This window comes from Actinopolymorpha sp. B17G11 (genome assembly GCF_040196095.1).
GTDB lineage: Bacteria > Actinomycetota > Actinomycetes > Propionibacteriales > Actinopolymorphaceae > Thermasporomyces.
The window spans coordinates 152,945-168,966 of the sequence record NZ_JBEFTW010000003.1; the positions used below are offsets into that span (position 1 = coordinate 152,945).

Here is a 16,022-nt window from a genome sequence, read left to right on the forward strand (position 1 = left end):
GCGGACCTGCCGAACGCCACCTCCCTACCGGGTGAAGGTGTCGCGATGGACGCGATCGAGCGCGACGAGCACGGCACCTCGGAGCACCGGACTGTCCGCGACACGTGCGCCCGCATCAGGACCAGCCGCCGGCTCGGGCGCTGGCGGCCCTCCTACGGTGGCCGCGACGACCTGGGTCGGAAGCGGCACGGCGTCGGCCAGGCGCTCGGCCACCCGGTTGGCGAGCTGGTCGCCGCCGGCCCGGCCCACCTCGCCCGCCAGGACGAGGTACCCCGGATCGAGCACCGCGCAGATCGCCGCCGCACCTGCCGCCACCCGATCGGCCACGGCATCGAGGAATGCCGCGGACCCGGGCATCGCGTCGGGCCCGACCGCGGCCGCCACCAACGCACCCGGCGACGCCGTCCCATCGCGCTCGCCTTGCCCATGGGGCTCGCCTGGGCGGTCAGGTAGGTACGTCGCTGCCAAGTCGCTCACCGCCGCACCACCGGCGGTGTACTGGAACGACCCGCCGGCGCCCGGCAGGTAGGCCAGCTCCCCCGCGCCTCCGGAGGCACCTCGCAGGAGCTCTCCGTTCAGGACGATCGCCGCCCCGATGCCGACGTCCAACCACAGCAGGGCGAAGGTGTCCCGTCCACGTGCCGCGCCCAGCCGGTGCTCCGCCAACGCGGCGAGATTGACCTCGTTCTCGACCAGGACCCGGTCCCCGTAGCGCCTGCGCAGCCCAGGTAGGACGTTGGCGTGCCAGGTCGGCAGCGTCGCCACGAAGCTGAGGTCGCCCGTCGCCGGATCCACCAGCCCGGGCGTTCCGACCACCACCATCCGAAGCTGGTCGTCGAGCAGGCCAGCGTCAACGAGTGCTCCGTCGAGCGCCGCCCCGACAATCCGGTCGGGCGCGATGGCCGGGTCCTGACAGACGGCGGCCTCTCCCACCAGGCGGCCGGTGGCGTCGGTGAGGATCGCGACGACGCTATCGGACCGGACCTCCACTCCGGCGACATGCGCACGCTCGGCGACGACACCGTAGAGCGTGGCGTTCGGGCCGCGCCGTTCCGTCCCCGCTTCGCCCACGGGCGCGACCAGTCCCGCGGCTTCGAGCCGGTGGACCAGATCAGAGACCGTCGGCCCGGACAACCCGGTCAGGTTCCGCAGCTGCGCACGGGTCAGCGGGCCACGATCGAGCAGGAGGTCGAAGGCGAGTCGGTCGTTGATGAGCCTCGCGGTCCGGGGTGTCGCAGGTGCAGCTGCCGACAGGGCCGACTCCTGCGCGGCCGACTCCTGCGCGGCCGACTCCTGCGCGGCCGACTCCTGCGAGGGCGGTGCCGGCGAGGAGAGGGCAGCGGCTGTCCGCGACCTGGTCACACCACTTTTCATTAGGAACCCTGCCTGTTAATTTCAGCGCAAGTTACCCGCGCGACCCGCGCATGGCAACTACCTCAGCTCGAAGGACTCCCGTGCCGCAGCCGCAGGACCTCGGTGCTCGACGCCAAGCCCGGTCCGCTCGTGCTCCGTCGTACGCCCTCGCCGGCTTCTTCGCCATCGTCGGCTTCCTTCCGGCCAACTGGCTGGTCCGCGTCCCTGACGTCAAGGACCAGGTGGCGGCGACCGCGGGCGAACTCGGTCTGGCACTGCTCTGCGGATCGATCGGTGGGCTCGCAGCGACGTTCGCCGCGGGGCGGTTGTGCGTGCGCTTCGGGACCCGCCGGGTCCTCGTCGTGGCGGCCACCCTGCTCAGCACGGTGCTCGTCCTTCCTGCCCTCGCGATCTCGCCGCCCACGCTCGGCGCCGCCCTCGTCGGCTTCGGCGTCTCCCAGGCGATGTTCAACATCGCGCTCAACAGCACCGCGGTCGAGGTCGCCATGGACAGCGGCAACCCGCTGATGCCAGGGCTGCACGGCATCTTCAGCGTCGGCGGCCTGGCCGGCGCCGCGACCGGCGGCTACGCGGCGGCGCACCTCTCCCCCGCCGTCCACCTCGGTCTCACGGCGGCACTCGGGCTGCTCGCCACGATCTGGTGCGGCACGATCCTGCTCCGATCAGTTCGTTCGTCCGCCGGAAAACCGGATCGTGGGGTCCCGGGCACGACGACGAGTACCGACGCGGGTACCGACGCCGGCGACTCCACCCCGACAGACACTGGCACCGACACTGGCACCGACACTGGCACCGACACTGGCACCGGTCGGAAGGAGTGGCGCGCCGTCCGGTGGGTCGTGCTGCTCTTCGGCGTGGTTGCTGCCTGCACGGCGTTCAGCGAGTACGCCAACAACAACTGGGCGGCACTTCACCTCCGCGAGGATCTGGGCGCATCAGCTGCCGTCGCGGGATACGGATACGCGGCGTATGCGGGCGCGATCGCGGCGGGGCGTTTCGCGGGCGCGTTCCTGATCCGCCGGCTCGGCGACACCACCGTCCTGGCCGGAGGCTTCGCCGTCGCCGGCGTTGGCATGCTGGTCGCCGCCTGGGCGGGACAGCTGCCCGGCGGGCTCCCACTGGCGTTCGGCGCCTATGTCGTGGTCGGCGCCGGACTGGCCAACGTCTATCCCCTCGCCATCTCGCGTGGCGGGCTGCTCGGCGGTCCCCGTGGCGTGAGCCGGGTCTCGATGATCGCCGGCCTCGGCGTGCTCAGCCAGGCGCCCGTCATCGGCTTCCTCGCCGATCGCGCGGGACTGCCGGCCGCCCTGTCGAGTGTGGTGGTCCTCACGGCCGTCGGGTGCTCCCTCGCCCTCGCCCTCCGCTTCGCCATCGTCCCGACCACCCGACCCCAGGCAGCGAAGTCACCCGCCTGACCACCCGACGCCAGCCAGCGAAGTCATCCGCCTGACCACCATCTCCCTGTCAGGAGACCCGCCCGTGCCCGGAACGTCCGCGACGAGCCACCTGCCCGTGACCCGGCTATACCCGCTCACGGTCCTCTTCGCCGCCGACGGCGTCCTCTTCGCGAGCTGGGTCGTCCGCGTCCCCGAGATCAAGGAGCAGGTGGGTGCGTCGGCCACCGCACTCGGACTCGCGCTGCTCTGCATGACGTTCAGTACGGCGGTGTCGATGTACGTCGGCGGCCGCCTCTGCGTACGCCTCGGCACCCGTGCCCTCATCGTCGCGACCTTTCCCCTGGCCTGCGGCGGGCTGATCCTCCCCGCGCTCGCGCGGTCGCCGGTCCACCTCGGCGCCGTCCTCCTTGCGTTCGGGGCCATCTACGGCGTCCTGGTGGTCGCGCTCAACAGCGCGGCGGTGGAGGTCGAACGTGCGACCGGCCGGGCGATCATGTCTGCGTTGCACGGTCTGTGGAGCCTCGGCGGACTGGTGGGAGCCGTCGCAGGTGGGCTCCTCGCCAACCGCCTCGACACGCTCGGCCATCTCGGAGCGGTGGCGGCCGGTGGACTTCTCGTCGTCGCGGTGACCGGACGACGCATGCTCCGGTCCGCTGCGGCCGATCCGAACCGCGAGGCCACGACGGCGCACGCCGCCGGTGCGGTGCCAGCCCTGGGCGCGGCAGAACCCGCGCCGGTCAGCACGGGACGCCCTGCCGCGCAGCGGGCCGGCCTGCGTACCGTCGTGATCCTGTTCGGGATCGTCGCCCTGTGTACGGCGTACGGCGAGGGCGCGGTGGGCGACTGGGCGGCCCTGCACCTCCGCGACGCCCTCGCCACACCGGCCGGAATCGCCGCGTACGGCTTCGGCGCCTACTCGGTCGCGATCGCCGTCGGCCGGCTGACCGGCGGATGGCTCATCGCGTGGTTCGGTGAGGCACAAGTACTGATCGGCGGCGCGGTCCTCGCCGCCGCCGGGATCCTCGCGACCGCATGGGCTGGCGGGTTGGCCGTTGCGTTCGGCGGGCTGGTCATGGTCGGCCTGGGGCTCGCCAACATGTACCCCATCGCGATGGCCCGTGCCGGTGCGATCGGCGGATCGCGCGGCGTGGGACTGGCGTCGACCATCGGCAACGTCGGCATGCTCGGAGGACCGCCGGTGATCGGGTTTCTCGCCGACCAGATCGGACTTCCCGGCGCACTGAGCACAGTGGCCGTTCTGGCGATGGTCGCGGCCGGCCTGGGATTCGGCCTGCGTACGCACGCTGCGGGCCCGCGCGCCCGGCGCACCCACGGCCGCAGTCCCGACCAGCCTGATTTGGCTACTCTCGGTTAATTTTTTCGCAATTTCCCGTTCTCTGCGTAAGCACCCGGTTAATGGGGCATTCTCAAATGGCGCGACCGGGGTGGGCTTCGGTCAACGGAGGACTGTCATGCGACTGCCCGGCAGTGTTGCGCGGGTCGTTCAGAAACCTGCCGTGGTCGCGGGCGAAGTGTTGCTCGTCGCCGCGATCGGCCTTGCCGGAGTGTCGCCACCGGCGATGGCCGAGGGTGGGCCGTCAGGATCCGACGAGGTGGGTGGGCTCGATCGCTCGGACCCGGCCCCCGACCTCGACAACCGCGTGGGTCGGGTCGCACCGTCCGAGCGGCAGCTCGACCGAGTGGAGGCGCTCGGAGCCGACGTACGGTGGACCCGGTTCGGCACGCCGGCCTCGCTGGTGCCGCGCGGTTCGGCGTTCACGTCGAGCCGCGCGGGCGGACCGGTGGCGGTCGCGCGCGGGTTTCTCCGGGACAACCGCTTGCTCTTCCGGATGTCCGCGGGTGCGGTGCGCCGACTGGAACTGGTGCGCGCCGGGCCGCTCGCCAACCTCCGTTCGTCCCCCGGCGTTAGTGTGGGGACAGATCCGGCGACGGACGCCGACACAGGTGCCGTGACGGGTGCCGTTGCCGGCGCGCAGTCCGGCGTTCCCGCCAGCGGACCGCAGGTGGTCCTGCTCCGGGAAAGCTTCGGCGCCCTGCCCGCCGGCGCCGGTGGCCTGATCGCTCTCGGCGTCGTGGGTCGGGACATCACCTACGTGTCTTCCTCCGCCTTCGGCAGCGCGCCCCCGCCGGTTGCCGCCTCGCTCACCCCGACCGAGGCGTGGCTGTTGGCGGCCGACGCGCTCGGGCGACCGGTAGCTGCCAACGCCGTCGGCCCGGTCGCCCCGGCCGACGACCACCGGGACTGGACGAGCTTCACGGTCGCCGGATTCACGCAGGTCCAGCAGGCCCGGCTCGTCGCTGTTGGCCTTCCCTCGCAAGGCGTCCGGCCGGCGTACGAGGTCAACGTCGTCGACGTCCAGGACGGCACCGCGCTGGCCTCTACGTCGTTCGTCGACGCGGTGACCGGCGACCTGCTGCTCCGGCACGACCGCGTTTCCCAAGCGCTCGAGGGGGACGACCCGCGAGCGCCGGTCACGTCCGCCTATGGACCGGACTGCCAGCCGGGTTGTGGTGTACGCCTTGCGCGTACCCCGGTGAACCCGGTGTGGGAGGCCATCCTCCAACCCTCGATGTCGGGGATCATGACCGTCGACGATCTCGGTCCGGCCACCAAGGGGTTCACCGGCGGAAACGCCGAAAGCAACAACGCACTGGCGTCGCCCGCCTGGACCAGTCCGCTGGCCCGAAGGGTCCCCGGACGGGCCGCCGACAACCCGGCGACGATGGCAACGAGATGGACTGACGCCTGGCGCCGCTCCGGGTGTGACATCTCCGGCCTCCGCCCCGGTGGCAACGACGTGGGAGCAGCGGTCGCCAACGTCTTCCACCTCCACAACGAACTGCACGACTGGACGTACCAGCTCGGTTTCACCGAGGACGTCGGCAACCTGCAGCTGGACAACAAGGGGCGTGGCGGGCTTGGTCGCGACCGCCAGACCGGCTTCATCCAGGCCGGCGCCCTGACCGGCGGCTACCCCACCTATCTCGGGCGCAATGACGCCAACCAGGTCACCCTGCAGGACGGCATACCGGCCATCACCAACCTCTACCTCTTCCAACCGGTGGCGGCCCGGTGGTACGGGCCATGCGTCGACGGTGCGCTCGATCCGACGATCGTCGCCCACGAGTACGCGCACGCCGTGACGAACCGGATGGTCGGTGGACCGGACGCCGGGCTCACGACCCCGGAGGGCCGGGCGATCGGGGAAGCGTGGTCGGACCTGCTCGCGGCGGAGTACCTGTGGGAGTACGCGCGTACCGGCCCCGATGGGAGCTCGCCGACCGCGATTGGTGCCTACGTCGCCGGCAACAGGATCCGGGGTGTTCGCGACCACCGGCTTGGGAGGAGCCCTCTCACCTACGCCGACACCGCCGGCGCTGGCGACCCGAGCGGGGCCGACCCGAGCGGGGCCGACCCGAGCGGGGCCGAGCTGGTCAGGAACCGCGCCAGCGTCTGGGCCGCCGTCAACTGGGACATCCGTTCGGCCCTGATCCGGAAGTACGCCGACGCAGCCACGGCCGAGGGCGCGAATCTGGGGCGACACTGCGCAGATGGTGCGGTTCCGGTGACCGCGTGCCCCGGGAACCGGAGGTGGGTGCAGCTGCTGTTCGACTCGCTCCCGCTGCTGCAGAGCGACGCGTCGATGCTGGACGCGCGCGACGCACTGCTCGCCGCCGACCGGATGCGCTTCGACGGCGCGAACGCCACCGAGCTGTGGCGGGCGTTCGCCCGTCGCGGTCTGGGGGCCGAGGCTCAGCCGCCGTCCGTCGGACACGCGGCGGTACCCGACTTCACGGTCCCGGACTCGCTGTCCGGCGGCGAGCTCCGGGCCGCGACGCTGGTCGTCGGCGCCTTCAGCCATCCGTACGGCACGCCGGTCCCGGTGCGCGTCTTTGTGGGACAGGCGGTCCACCAAGCGGTCCCCGCCGCCGACTCCGATCCCACGACCGGGCTCGATCGTGAAGTGCGGTTGGTGCCGGGACGCTACGCGCTCACCTGGTCAGCACCAGGGTTCGGCATGGGACGGGCGAGTGTGACGGTGTACCCGGGCCGGACGCGGTACCTGTCGCTGCGCCTACACCCCAACCTCGCCTCGGCCCGCAACGGCGCGGAGGTGACGAGTACACCGGCCGACATCGGGGCGGAGTCGGTCATCGACGAACGCGAAGGTACCGCCTGGACGATCACCAGCGATGACCGGATCGACCGCGACTTTCGATCCGTCCGCCGCCTCGACGGGGTCGGCGACGACAGCGCTCCAGCCGCGGACGGGGCCGAGGGGGGCGAAAGCGAGGGGGACGGGAGCGCAGGGAACGAGAGCGGCGACGGCCGAGCCGCGGTCGCCGTCGACCTGGCCGGGCGCGACCCGGCATGGGTGCGCGCGGTCCGCGTCAGCGCGATGACCCATGACCGGTTCACCGCGCTGCGTTCGTTCGCCATCGAGGTCTGCACCCAGCAGCTGCTCGCTCCCTGCGCCGTCGACCAGCACGACCGGTGGCGGCGCATCTACACGTCTCCGGATGCGGCCTTCCCCGGCACAAGGCCGCGCCCGGTGACCCCGGACCTGACCTTCCGCGACTTCGACGTACCGGACAACCAGGCAACCCACGTGCGCCTCGTCGTCCTCGAGACCCAGTGCACCGGCAATCCCGAGTATCACGGGGAACAGGAGTCTGACCTGCTGTCGATGTCGGACTGCCTCACCTCGTCGAAGGCGGCCACCACATCCGTCGCCGAGCTCATGGTCTACGGAGTTGATCCGTGATCGGCAACGCGGTTCCGTGATCATGTCCATGATCATGAAAGTTTTCGGGCCATGTGAGCCCGTTTCCTTCATGATCACGAACATGATCACCGTCATGATCACCGGCGACGGTCACGCAGATGGTCGCCCGGGGCAGTCGCCGGAGAGGCGACGGGTCAGTCGAAGACCGGGCCTCGCGTCCGGCTGCGCTTGAGCTCGAAGAAACCGTCCGTACCGGCGACGAGGAGTACGCCGTCCCAGAGCTTGCCGGCGTCCTCACCGCGCGGGATCGGTGACACGACCGGGCCGAAGAACGCCGATCCGGCCACCCGGATCACCGGCGTACCCACGTCGTATCCCACAAGATCCATGCCCTCCTTGTGGCTCTCGCGGAGGGCGTCGTCGTAGTCGTTCGTGTTGGCCGCGTCGACGAGGTCGGTCGACAGGCCGGCCGCCTCGAGCGCCTCCTCGAACGTGGCGCGCTCGCGGGGCTTCTTCTCGTGGTGGAAGCGGGTGCCGATCTCGGTGTAGTACCTGCCGAGGACCTCACTCGGGTCCTCGCCGTCCTTCTCCGCCTGCTGCGCGGCCGCGATCGCGATCCGGACCGCGCCCCACGAGGTCTCCAGGCCCTTCTTGTAGTCCTCGGACAGGTCTCGGCCGGAGTTGAGGACCGCGAGACTCATGACGTGCCACTGAGTCTTCACCGGACGTACCTTCTCCACCTCCACCATCCATCGGGAGGTGATCCACGCCCACGGGCAGGCCGGGTCGAACCAGAAGTCGGCGGTCTCTCGTTCATCGCCCATGCTCACTCCATCTCCTCAGGAAATCCTCGACACGTCCTCGGCACCTTCTCGGCGTACTCTCCGTACCTCGCCCACACCTTCTCCGCACATTTCGGGCATAGCAACCGCGGGCAGACACCGGACGCACACAGCGGCCGGGAACCGACGACCCATCATGGGCAACTTCACCGCCGACGTGCGACATTCCCCAATTGACCGGCCTGCGCAACTCTTTCGCGACGGTGACACCGCGCGTGGAAGGATGAGGGCCATGCCTGGCACGAACCTCACCCGCGACGAGGCCGCCACCCGCGCCCGTCTCCTGTCGGTCCACAGCTACGACGTCGAGCTGGACCTGTCGTCGGCGCCCGACCCGGGGGCCACGACGTACTCCTCGACGACCGTGATCCGGTTCAGCTGCACCGAACCCGGCGCGAGCACATTCGTCGACCTCATCGCTCCCCGAGTCCGTGAGATCGTCCTCAACGGGCGCGCTCTCGACCCCGCGACGGCCTACGCCGACTCACGGATCACCCTCGACGACCTCGCCACCGACAACGAGCTGCGGGTAGTGGCCGACACGAGCTACATGAACACCGGTGAGGGCCTGCACAGGTTCTTCGATCCGGTAGACAAGCTGCCGTACCTCTACACCCAGTTCGAGGTGCCCGACGCGCGGCGGGTCTACGCGACGTTCGAACAGCCCGACCTCAAGGGCACCTTCGCGCTCACGGTGACCGCACCGGCCGACTGGCAGGTCGTCTCCAACTCGCCCAGCCCGGAGCCCCGGCGGCTGCCGGCGCGGGAGAGCGCCACCGCGGTCTGGGAGTTCGCGCCGACGCCCAGGATCTCGACCTACATCACCGCACTCGTCGCCGGGCCCTACCACGTGGTCCGGGACTCCTACGCCGGTCTGGCAAACGAGATCCCGCTGGCGGTCTTCTGCCGGCAGTCCCTGGCGGAGTACCTCGATGCGGACGAGATCTTCGACGTCACCAAGCGCGGGTTCGCGTTCTTCGAGGAGCAGTTCGACTACGCCTATCCGTTCGAGAAATACGACCAGCTCTTCGTACCCGAATACAACATGGGTGCGATGGAGAACGCCGGCTGCGTGACGATCCGCGACGAGTACGTCTTCCGCAGTCGGATGACCGACGCCGCCTACGAGGGGCGCGCCACGACGATCCTGCACGAGCTGGCTCACATGTGGTTCGGCGATCTCGTCACGATGGCCTGGTGGGACGACCTGTGGCTCAACGAGTCGTTCGCCACCTACGCGAGCACTCTCTGCCAGGCGGAGACGACCCGCTGGGCTCACGCATGGACGACGTTCGCCAACACCGAGAAGACCTGGGCCTACCGACAGGACCAGCTGCCGTCGACCCACCCGATCCAGGCCGTCATCGGCGACCTCGAGGACGTCCAGGTCAACTTCGACGGGATCACCTACGCCAAGGGCGCCAGCGTGCTGAAGCAGCTTGTCGCCTGGGTGGGGCGGGACGAGTTCTTCGCAGGGCTGCGCCACTACTTCAAGGCCTACGAATGGCGCAACGCCACTCTCGCCGACCTGCGCGTGTGCCTGGAGGAGACGAGCGGTCGCGACCTCGTCGCATGGAGCAAGGAATGGCTCGAGACCGCCGGGGTCAACACCTTCCGGGCGTCGTTCGACGTCGACGACAAGGGGCGGTTCACGTCGTTCGGCGTGGTCCAGTCGGCCGCGACCGAGCACCCGACGCTTCGGTCCCACCGGCTCGCGATCGGCCTGTACGACCGCACCGATGCCGGCCTGGTCCGGCGTACGCGGGTCGAGCTGGACGTCACCGGCGAGCACACCGACGTACCCGAGCTGGTGGGGCTCTCCCGTCCTGACCTGATCCTGCTGAACGACGACGACCTGACGTACGCCAAGATCCGGCTCGACGACCGGTCGTTCGCCACCCTGATCGGGCACATCGGGGAGTTCACCGACTCGCTGCCCCGCTCGCTCGCCTGGACCGCCGCGTGGGACATGTGCCGTGACGCCGAGATCCCGGCCCGCGACTACATCGCTCTGGTGCTGGGCGGCGTGGCGGCAGAACCGGACATCAACGTTGTCCAGCTGCTGCTGCGTACTGCCGGCACCGCGGTCAACGTCTACACGGCGCCCGTGCGCCGGAACGAGGCACGGAAGACCTGGGCCGACGGCCTGCTCCCGCTCGTCAAGGCCGCCGAGCCTGGTAGCGACCACCAGCTGGCGTTGGTCCGGACCTTCGCCGGCGCCGCGCTTGCCGAGCACGCCGACTTCCTGGCTGGGCTGCTCGACGGCTCGGAGGTCCTCGACGGCCTGGCAGTCGACGCCGAGCTACGTTGGCGTCTTGTGCAGAGCCTCGCCCGACTTGGCGTCTTCGGAGAGGCCGAGATCACCGAGGAACTGGAGCGGGACCGTACGAGCAAGGGTCAGGAGGCGGCCGCACACGCCCGGGCGGCGCGGCCCGACGCCGCTGCCAAGGCGGACGCCTGGCGCGACGCGGTCGAGCGCGACGACATCCCCAACCAGACCCAGTTCGACACGATCCGGGGGTTCTGGCAGCCGGGACAGGAGGACCTGCTCGCGGGGTACGTCGACACCTACCTCGACGCGGCAGGTGCGGTCTGGGAACGCAAGGCCAACGAGATGGCCCAGGCGGTGCTCGTCGGACTGTTCCCCCGCCTGCTGGCCACCCAGGAGACGGTGGACAAGGTGCAAGCCTGGGTTGACAACACCCAACCGGTGCCGGCGGTACGCCGACTGGTCGGCGAAGGGATCGCCGATCTGCAACGCGCGCTGCGTGCGCAGGCCCGCGACGCCGAAGGCTGACCACGGGCAGGTGCCTGGCCGGGCGACCTCCGCGTCGAACGAGGCCAGGCCCGCGCCTCCGTTCAGACCCAGCGGGAGATCTCGGCATCGAAGTAGGCCCGGGTCGCGGCGGCCAGCTCTGCCGGCCAGGCAACGCCCGCCGCTTCGAGGGTCGCCCTGCCCGCTGTCTGCCACGCGTCGGCAGTGGCCCGCATCGCCTCGATCAGGACACCCGGAACGACGTCGAGCGGCGGAAGGTCCTCGAGCACCGACCGCTGCTCCGGCGTCAACTTCGAACTCCACTGCTTGACCCCCATGGGAGGCAGCGGCTGGTTGGCCTGGACGAACAGTTCGTAGAGCATCTGCCGGTGGCTCTGGACACCCATGATCCCGAGCAGCCAGTCCTCGCGGGCGACGACGGCCGGCGGAAAGTTCGCCATCGTCCGGTAGAACTCCTCGACCAGGAAGGCCATCCGCTCCAGATCAGGTCCCGCCCGGTCGACCGGCGGCGGCACCTGAGCGTCGAGGCCATCGTGGTCGACGACCACGACCCGCCGGCGAAACGGCGTCGTCGCGAGTCGACTGACCGGCTCGACCACCACGTCGAGTCGCAGGCAGTCGGTGGTCAGCGAGTAGAAGCTTCCCGGCATGTCCGGGATCTGTCGAGCGAGTAGAACCGGTGTGATGGTGGCGAGCCAGTCGCGCCAGCTCTCTGCGTACGCCTCGAAGTCGTCGTCGCGTACCGCAATGATCACGTCCAGGTCTGACCCGGCGTCGGCCACGCCGCGCGCCAACGAACCCGAGAGCCAGAAAGCACGGAATCGCTCGTCCTCCCGTACGACGGCGAGGAGGCGACTGAAGAGTGCGCGGTAGCCAACGGGGAGCGGTTCGAGAGCTGCTGGTAGCGGTTCTGTCTGCACGGCGCTCACCTGTTCGGTCGCTCGGTCGCGTGGACAATCACCTGGCGCCCGCGTGGACGGGACCACCCACCCTCGCTCGCGCGCTCACTCCATTGTGGCGATCTGTCGGCGGACCCTAGGACTCGTCGAGATGGGCGGTCCTGGGACGCCGGGCGTGCTCACCAAGCTGCTGCAGCCCGGTGACGATCCCGCCCACGAGATCGCCGACAGCGAACGCCGACTGCATGGCCAGGACGACGAGCCGGCAGGCATCGTCGGACAACACCCGACCGGCATCCCGCCCCGTCAGGATCTCCATCCGCCGGGCGGTGGGGTCGACCAGGATCATGACAGAGCGCGCCGGGTCCGGGAGCGCGGCGTGCGCCTGGGCGGCGAAGGATCGCAGATCGCCGTCGACATGGCCGACGTAGGTGGAGAAGGTCAGCCCTGAGAGCTCGCCCGCGATGCGTACCGCACGCTCGACCTCGGCGCGCTCACGTGGGCTGAACGTCTCACCACTGGCCACCGGCGCCACCTCGCTCGGTGGAGGGTGATCCCTCGAGCGCCGGCCCGGACTCCTCCTCCGATGCACTCGCGGACGCGACCGCGGGACGGTCGCTGGACGTCGAACCTGTGCCCGCGGCGAGTTCGCCGGCGTCAGGGTTGGCGCCGAACCATTCCGGCCGGCCGGACCAGGAGAGACCAGGCTGCTGGCGCGCGCCGCGGATCATTCCGGGCGCCATGACGAGCAGAGTGATGATGACGAAGAGCCCGACGGGAATGCCGACGAAGATGCCGATCACCTCGAGCGGGGTCATCGCCACGGCGGTCCCCTGGGCCGTCGCCCCGAAGGCGGTCGCCGCTCCCGTGAGGAGGAACGTGCCGGCACCGCTTACCACGACTGCCGACGAAAGGAGCCGCCTGACCCTCATCTGACTGTTCATCACGGGTGCCACCGTACCGACCCGGACCGACCAGCGGGCGCTCGGCCCGGGCCCGCGCGCAACCCGCCTCGTGGCTCCGCGTCACATGCGGCATGTCCTGCCCGCGGGGCCCCGGATCGGCACGGTCTCGTGGCCCCTGCACAATGAGCCGGGTGGTGTATGCGCTGACCTGGAGCCAGTTCGCCGACAAGGCCGAGGTGCCGGCACGGATCGCCTTCCTGCTGATCCTCGGCGTCGTCATCCGCCTGATCGTCAATCGGCTGATCGACCGGTTGGTCTCCAAGACCGCTGGCCTCGCCCCGCCCAAGCACTTCTTCGGGAGCGAGCGGGCGGCCAAGATCCTCAGCACCAACGCCACGCTCTATCACGAACGCCGTGCGCAGCGGGCCCAGGCGCTGGGCTCGCTCTTCAAGAGCGTGACGACTGTGGTGACCGCAAGCGTCATCGTGCTGATGATCCTGGAGATCCTCGGCTATCCCCTGGGCCCGGTCCTCGCGAGTGCCGGCGTGGTCGGCGTGGCCCTCGGCTTCGGGGCCCAGAACCTGGTCAAGGACGTCATCTCGGGCGTGTTCATGCTGCTCGAGGACCAGTACGGCGTCGGGGACATCATCGACATGGGCGAAGCCGTGGGCACGGTCGAGGGTGTCGGCCTCCGGGTGACGCGGCTGCGCGGCTTCGACGGGGTCCTCTGGCACGTTCGCAACGGCGAGGTCATCCGGATCGGCAACCGCAGCCAGGGCTGGTCGAGCCTGCTCCTCGACGTCGAGGTGGCCCCCGACGAGGACATCCCCCAGGTGGAGGAACTGATCAACGGCGTGGCGCAGGCGATCGCCGAGGACGACGCGTTCCGCGACAACATCCTCGAGGTGCCGAAGGTGGTCGGCATCGAAGCCGTGACGGGTAACTCGATCACACTCCGCGTCATCGGCCGGTGTGCGGCCAACCAACACTTCGGGGTCCTGCGCGAGCTCAGGCTGCGGCTCAAGGCCATCTTCGACGCCGAGGACATCCGGGTACCCGCCCCGGTATGGCCCGACCATCAGACCGGAACGACCGGAACGGCGGCTCCGTAGCAGGCGGCCCTCTCGAGGCTGGCCGACCCGTCGAGTTGTCGGAGGTCTGCCGCGCAGAAGCAGGTGAGCCTCCGACAACTCCGCATGGTGACCGAGCCGGTCCAGCTCAGACCAGGGCGGCGTCCAGGGTGATCGTCGTACCCGCGAGCGCTTTGGAGACCGGGCAGTTCTCCTTCGCCGTCTGGGCGGCCTTGGCGAAGGCGTCGGCGTCAAGACCAGGAATGTCCGCCCGGACCGTCAGGTGGATGCCGGTGATGCCCTCCCCCGGTTGGAACGTCACGTCGGCCTTCGTGTCGACCACGCGCGGCGGCGTCCCAGCCTGGGCGAGACCGTGCGAGAGCGCCATCGAGTAGCACGTCGAGTGGGCGGCCGCGATCAGTTCCTCGGGGCTGGTCTTGCCATTCGGGGCCTCGGAACGCGCTGGCCAGGTGACGTCGTAGGTCCCGAGACCGGACGAGTCGAGCGAGACCCGACCGGCTCCCTCGATCAGGGAACCTTCCCAGTGGGCGTTCGCGGTCCGCGTGGTGGCCATGGATCCTCCTGTCGGTTCCTGCATGGTTGTTCGGTCGTACGTAGGCCATCTTGCCGTGGCACCCTGGTGGCGATTTCCACCGGTTCCCCCTGCTGGCTATCCTTACCGAAAATCCGCTCGCAGTTTCGGTTCCGACTTTCGGTCGGCGCCGTTGACCAGGACCAGGGCAGGCCGTCCCGCCGAGCCCGGAAGGCTGGTCCGAACCTTCGCTCCGCCCGCGTCGACCGACCACTCGACGGGAGGCCAGATGCCCGGATCCGCGGGTCCTCGCACAGTCACGCTCGCGGCCATCGCCGCCGAGGCGGGGGTTTCCGTGCCGACCGTGTCCAAGGTGCTGAACGGCAGGCATGACGTGGCCGCCCTCACGAGGGCACGGGTGGAGGAGTTACTCAGTCACCACGGCTATCTCCGCAGCCGCACCCGCCAGGCGACCGGCCTCATCGACCTCGCCATCGACAATCTCGCGACCCCGTGGGCGGAGGAGATCCTGCGAGGGGCGGTCGAGACCGCTGAGTCCGCGGACTTCAGTGTCGCCGTGTCGATCCTTCCGTACGCACAACCCTGGACGCCGTGGATCGACCGGATCCTGCGCCGTGGCAGCGACGGCATCGCCGCGGTCGTCAAGCAGCTCGGGCGCTCGGACCTTCGCCGGCTGCGCGCCGCCGCCATCCCGCACGTCGCGGTGGATCCCATGGGCGACTGCGGACCCGAGACGCTCTCGGTCGGTGTCACGAACTGGCAGGGCGGATTCGACGCCACGCGGCACCTGCTCGACCTCGGTCACTCCCGGATCGCCGCGATCTCCGGGCCGACGGTCGTGGAGTCGGCACGCGCTCGACTGGCCGGGTTCCGGTACGCGATCGAGGCGGCCGGACACGCCGTCGACCCTGCCCTGGTGACACCGGCACTCTTCACCCGCGAGGAGGGACAGGCCGCCGCCGGCAGGGTGCTCGACCACCCCCACCCACCCACCGCCATCGTCACCGGCAACGACGAGCAGGCGATCGGGGCGTACCAGGCCGCCCATGCCCGTGGGGTCCGGATTCCCGACGACCTCAGCGTCGTCGGCTTCGATGACATCCCGATCTCCCAGTGGCTGGACCCGCCCCTGACCACCGTCCGGCAACCGCTCGCCGCGATGGCTGCGGCAGCGATGCGGATGCTCGTCCGCCAGATCGCGGTCGGGGCATCGGAGCCGAGCCGGATGGAGTTGGCCACCACCTTGGTCGTACGACAGAGCACCGCACCTCTCCGTCGGTGAGACGGTGGCGCGGGGGGCCACCCTCACGCAAACCCCACCTGCCACAGGGGCACCCTCACCCGAACCGCACCTGGCGCCGAGAGATCCCCCCACCTCAGCGCCACGGCGCGGAAGCGCAAGCTCAACCGGGTCGTGACCCGCAATCACTTGACCGCGACGCCGCGACCACGGCAGCA

12 protein-coding genes are annotated in these 16,022 nt (G+C 70.1%); 6 read left to right on the plus strand and 6 right to left on the minus strand.

The annotated features are described in order from the left end of the window. Positions 1-24: 24 nt before the first annotated feature. A complete protein-coding gene (locus tag ABN028_RS04880) occupies positions 25-1,362 on the minus strand; it encodes an ROK family transcriptional regulator (protein ID WP_349695771.1) in 1,338 nt (445 codons plus the stop codon). Positions 1,363-1,454: 92 nt separating this feature from the next. Between ABN028_RS04880 and ABN028_RS04885 the strand changes: the two genes are divergently transcribed. The 3 genes from ABN028_RS04885 to ABN028_RS04895 all read left to right on the plus strand — a co-directional run bounded on the left by ABN028_RS04885 (position 1,455) and on the right by ABN028_RS04895 (position 7,558). After that, entirely contained in the window at positions 1,455-2,789 is a 1,335-nt protein-coding gene (locus ABN028_RS04885; protein WP_349695772.1) for an MFS transporter, read from the plus strand. Positions 2,790-2,853: 64 nt separating this feature from the next. After that, entirely contained in the window at positions 2,854-4,146 is a 1,293-nt protein-coding gene (locus tag ABN028_RS04890) for an MFS transporter (RefSeq protein WP_349695773.1), read from the plus strand. Between the two features lie 97 nt (positions 4,147-4,243). Beyond that, positions 4,244-7,558 (plus strand): M36 family metallopeptidase, encoded by a 3,315-nt coding sequence (locus ABN028_RS04895; protein WP_349695774.1) that lies wholly within the window; start codon positions 4,244-4,246, stop codon positions 7,556-7,558. Between the two features lie 155 nt (positions 7,559-7,713). On the opposite strand, the gene ABN028_RS04900 is transcribed toward ABN028_RS04895, so the two are convergent. Further along, complete coding sequence (locus tag ABN028_RS04900) at positions 7,714-8,343, minus strand: mycothiol-dependent nitroreductase Rv2466c family protein (RefSeq protein WP_349327569.1); 630 nt, start codon at positions 8,341-8,343, stop codon at positions 7,714-7,716. Positions 8,344-8,593: 250 nt separating this feature from the next. Here ABN028_RS04900 and pepN point away from each other — a divergent pair, with 250 nt between their 5' ends. Continuing rightward, the gene (gene pepN, locus ABN028_RS04905; protein ID WP_349327568.1) at positions 8,594-11,158 is read left to right on the plus strand and encodes an aminopeptidase N; all 2,565 of its coding nucleotides are present in this window, start codon (positions 8,594-8,596) and stop codon (positions 11,156-11,158) included. Between the two features lie 62 nt (positions 11,159-11,220). Here the strand turns inward: pepN and ABN028_RS04910 are convergent, their stop codons facing one another. From ABN028_RS04910 to ABN028_RS04920, 3 genes are all read right to left on the minus strand, one after another. Next, positions 11,221-12,057 carry a nucleotidyltransferase domain-containing protein gene (locus ABN028_RS04910; RefSeq protein WP_349327566.1) on the minus strand — a complete coding sequence of 279 codons (837 nt, stop codon included), beginning with the start codon at positions 12,055-12,057 and terminating at the stop codon, positions 11,221-11,223. Positions 12,058-12,172: 115 nt separating this feature from the next. After that, positions 12,173-12,562: a DUF5130 family protein gene (locus tag ABN028_RS04915; RefSeq protein ID WP_349695775.1), complete on the minus strand. Its 390-nt coding sequence runs from the start codon at positions 12,560-12,562 to the stop codon at positions 12,173-12,175. Further along, on the minus strand, positions 12,549-12,983 hold the full coding sequence (locus ABN028_RS04920; protein WP_349695776.1) for a hypothetical protein: 435 nt from the start codon (positions 12,981-12,983) through the stop codon (positions 12,549-12,551). Before ABN028_RS04920 ends, ABN028_RS04915 begins: the two co-directional genes overlap by 14 nt. A gap of 140 nt (positions 12,984-13,123) precedes the next feature. On the opposite strand from ABN028_RS04920, the gene ABN028_RS04925 reads away from it, so the two are divergent. Then, positions 13,124-14,053, plus strand: coding sequence for a mechanosensitive ion channel family protein (locus ABN028_RS04925; protein WP_349327560.1), 930 nt, complete (start codon positions 13,124-13,126; stop codon positions 14,051-14,053). Between the two features lie 106 nt (positions 14,054-14,159). Here the strand turns inward: ABN028_RS04925 and ABN028_RS04930 are convergent, their stop codons facing one another. Then, positions 14,160-14,585 (minus strand): OsmC family protein, encoded by a 426-nt coding sequence (locus ABN028_RS04930; protein ID WP_349327558.1) that lies wholly within the window; start codon positions 14,583-14,585, stop codon positions 14,160-14,162. Positions 14,586-14,832: 247 nt separating this feature from the next. Between ABN028_RS04930 and ABN028_RS04935 the strand changes: the two genes are divergently transcribed. Beyond that, positions 14,833-15,846: a LacI family DNA-binding transcriptional regulator gene (locus tag ABN028_RS04935; protein WP_349695777.1), complete on the plus strand. Its 1,014-nt coding sequence runs from the start codon at positions 14,833-14,835 to the stop codon at positions 15,844-15,846. Positions 15,847-16,022 lie beyond the last annotated feature (176 nt).